The sequence below is a fragment of the Bradyrhizobium sp. genome, assembly GCF_019242285.1.
GTDB lineage: Bacteria > Pseudomonadota > Alphaproteobacteria > Rhizobiales > Xanthobacteraceae > Bradyrhizobium.
Map to the genome: position 1 here is coordinate 1 of NZ_JAFAVV010000089.1, position 3,563 is coordinate 3,563.

Annotated in this window: 3 protein-coding genes and 1 pseudogene; all 4 read left to right on the top strand. The window is 65.3% G+C overall.

Going from position 1 to position 3,563, the window contains the following annotated elements:
- Positions 1–793, top strand: a 793-nt coding sequence (locus tag JOY90_RS03565) for an NUDIX hydrolase (RefSeq protein WP_291689788.1), incomplete at its 5' end; no start/stop codon positions are given.
- 84 nt (positions 794–877) lie between these two features.
- The gene (locus JOY90_RS03570) at positions 878–1,801 is read left to right on the top strand and encodes an EamA family transporter (RefSeq protein WP_291689789.1); all 924 of its coding nucleotides are present in this window, start codon (positions 878–880) and stop codon (positions 1,799–1,801) included.
- 180 nt (positions 1,802–1,981) lie between these two features.
- Positions 1,982–2,911: a tripartite tricarboxylate transporter substrate binding protein gene (locus JOY90_RS03575; protein WP_291689790.1), complete on the top strand. Its 930-nt coding sequence runs from the start codon at positions 1,982–1,984 to the stop codon at positions 2,909–2,911.
- 145 nt (positions 2,912–3,056) lie between these two features.
- Positions 3,057–3,563 (top strand): annotated as a pseudogene (locus JOY90_RS03580) (histidine kinase); the annotation flags it as partial.

Below are 3,563 nucleotides of genomic sequence, written 5' to 3' on the forward strand. Positions count from 1 at the left end.
AGCCGTCGTTCCGCGTGATGCCTCGACCGTGCTGCTGCTGCGCGACAGCCGGGCCAACGAGATCGAAGTCTTCATGATGGTGCGTCACCATCAGATCGAGTTCAACTCGGGCGCGCTGGTGTTTCCGGGCGGCAGCGTCGATGCGAATGACCGCGAGATCGCCGAGAACCCGGCGCTTTATGCCGGTGGCGAGGGGCTCGATGCGAGCGCGCTCAGCTTCCGCATCGCGGCCGTCCGAGAGACTTTCGAGGAAAGCGGCATCCTGTTGGCGCGGCCAAAGGGCTCGAACGCACTGGTCGACGCCAAGCGTGCGAGCGAGATCGAAGCCGCGCATCGCGCCGAGCTGAACGAAGGCAGGATCACCTTTCTCGAGGTGCTCACCGATAACGGCATGCTGCTCGCGCTCGACGCGCTCGTGCCCTACGCGCATTGGATCACGCCGGAGGGCATGCCGAAGCGGTTCGACACCTGGTTCTTCCTGGCCGCTGCGCCACCGGACCAGCTCGGCGCCCATGACGGCAAGGAATCCACCGATTCGATCTGGGTCTCGCCGCGCGAGGCGGTCGAGGGCGGCGAGAGCGGGCGGTTCAAACTGCCGTTTCCGACCACGCGCAACCTGATCCGGCTCGGCAAGCAGCCAAATGTAGCGGCTGCGCTCGATCAGGCGCGCGGCGTGGATATCGTGACCGTGATGCCTGTCATGACCAGGCTCAATGGCGGCGGCCGCCAGCTTCGTATCCCGCGCGAGGCTGGCTATGACGGCGAGCTGTTCGAGTTCGGCGCGGAAGGGTGACATCGTTCGTTTTGCATCGAAATATCACCGCTTTCCCATGGGCTAGGTTCCGCTCGACTCCGCTCGAGCCGTGGAAATCTGCACATGGAAAAAGATCATCCGCCGCGCGCCGGCCTCGCCGGCGAGCTCGTCCTCCTGCTGTTGCTGGCGATGCTATGGGGCGCCTCCTACAGCTTCATCAAGCTCGGCGTCGCCACGATCCCGCCGATCACCCTGATCGCGGCCCGCACGCTGATCGCCGGTGTGCTGCTGCTTCTGATCATGCGCTGGCGCGGCCTGCGAATGCCGACGGACGCGGCGACCTGGCGTCGTTTCGCATTTCAGGCCTGCTTCAACAGCGTCGTTCCCTGGACGCTGATTGCCTGGGCCGAGCGTTCGGTGGACGCGGGGCTTGCGACGATCCTCAATTCGGCTGCGCCGATCTTCACCTTCCTGTTCACTGCGCTCATCACGCGCCACGAGCAGGCGAGCCCGCGCAAGCTCCTTGGCGTCGTCGCGGGCATGGCAGGAATTTGCTTGATCGTGGGCGTGGATGCCTTCGCGCAGGCCGGGCGGGATCTCGTGGCGGAACTGGCCATCGTTGCCGCCGCGATCTGCTACGCCTGTGCCGCGATTTTCGGCCGCTCGTTCAAGGGCCTCGACCCGATGGCGCCGGCCGCGGGCTCGCTGCTGTGTGGTGCGGCGATCCTCACGCCCCTAAGCCTTGCCTGCGAGCAGCCGTGGACGCTGGCGCCGTCGGTGGCTTCGATGCTGGCGTTGCTTGCACTGGCGGCATTTTCGACCGCGGCGGCGTTCGTCGTCTACTTTCGGCTGATCCAGACGCTGGGCTCGGTCGGCACCACTGCGCAAGCCTATCTGCGGGTCCCGATCGGGGTGGCGTTGAGTGTCGCGTTTCTCGGCGAGAAGCTGCCACCGACCGCCTGGATCGGTCTGGCGTGCGTCGTCCTCGGCGTGGCCGCGATGACGGTCCCCTCCCGCCCTGCCGTGGCGGCGCCGAGAGCTTCCTGACCGCCGCACCCGAGGCGACGCGCGGTATGAAAATCGTAACCGTCCTGCCAGCAATGAGCCGACCGAACGGCGGTCACTGGTTGCGTATTCCGCGCGATGCCGGTTATGAGTGAGAGGTATCATAAGGGGGTGATCGTGCGTCTATTCAGTGCAGTTGCTGGCGTGTGTCTGAGTGCAATCGTGGCGGCGACGGGGGCCGCCGCGCAGGACAGCTTTCCCGATCATCCGATCCGGGTCGTCAATCCCTATGCGGCCGGCAGCGTCGCCGACGTGTTCGCGCGCATCGTGGTCCAGAACATGGCCGCGCAGTGGAATGGGGCGACGATCCTGGTCGAGTCCAAATCCGGCGCCAACGGCTCGATCGCGGCCGAGGACGTCGCCCGCTCGGTGCCGGACGGCTACACGTGGCTGGTGGTGACGACCTATTTCACCGTAAGTCCGTCGCTCTACGCCAAACTGCGTTGGGATCCGCTGCGCGATTTCGCGCCGGTCGGCGAGATCTGCCGCGCGCCGAACGTGTTCATAGTGCCGAGCAGTCTGCCGGCGACGAACGTCGCGGAGTTCGTCGCGCTCGCCAAGGAGAAGCCGGGCGCGCTGAACTACGGCCATCCCGGCAAGGGGTCGACCGGGCATCTCGGCTTCGAGCTGTTCAAGCGGCTTGCCGATATCGACGTGACAGGGATCGGCTATCGCGCCTATCCGCAAATGGTGCCGGATCTCGCCTCGGGCGTCATCACGTCGTCGTTCTTCTCCGTCAACCAGGCGATATCTGTGGTGCAGACCGGGAAGGTCAGGGTCATCGGCACCATCAATGACACCCGCACCAAATATTTCCCCGATGCTCCGACCATGGCGGAGCAGGGCTATGCAGGGGCGAAGGTAACGCCCTGGTTCGGTCTTGTCGTGCCTGCAGCCACGCCGCGGCCGATCGCCGAGCGCATCAGCAAGGCGCTGGAGAAGGCGCTGGCCGATGCGGACGTGCAGCAGAAGCTCGACACCGCCGGCTGCGAGCCCAAATGGGCTTCGTCGGCCGCGCTCGGCGATCTGATCAAGGCCGACATCGGCCTGTGGGAAAAGGTGGTCAAGGAGGCGAATATCACCGCGGATTGAGCTGTTTCCTGGGATACCTTCGCCGGAAATCCGCCATTTCGACATGGCAGGCTGAAAGATGCCCGCCTCCGCCGGAGGGAGGGGCTGCTCCCCCGGCGTTCGAATACGTCGTATATTGCGTTAGCCCTTGAGCTGGTTTTCAGCCATGTCTTCCGTTTTTGCCGCTATTGCGGGGCGAATTCGCTCGATTTCGCCTTCGATCGGCCAGATGACCTTTGGCAGCTTTCTGCTGCTGATCACGGTGATTACCGCCACCAGCATCGCCAGCGTGGTCGCGATCCGCCATATCGACGCGACCTTTGCTGAATTGCAGCGGCTGCAGGGCGTCGGCGATCTCGCCGAGGAGATCGACCACCGCATGAACGAGCTCAGGCTCGCGGCGCGGGACTTCGTCACCGATCCGTCGGCCCAGTCGGACCGGGTGGTTTCGGTGGTTTCCGACCTGGGCATGCTCCTGAAGAAGACGCGGCTCGAGCTCGCGCCCGAGCAGCAGGAGATGATCGATGGCGTGGCCAAGCGGCTGTCGAACTACCGCGAAGGCATCGAGCGGGTCTCCGTCCTGATCTCGCGCCGCGCCGAGCTGCTCGCGGCGTTGCCGCCGCTCCGCACCCGCTTCGAGCAGGCGATGGGCGACGTGCCGGATCGCAGCAGC

What these genes read in the sequence shown, in the direction of transcription:
- JOY90_RS03570 (WP_291689789.1), top strand. Translation starts at nt 878, where the DNA reads ATGGAAAAAGATCATCCGCCGCGCGCCGGCCTCGCCGGCGAGCTCGTC.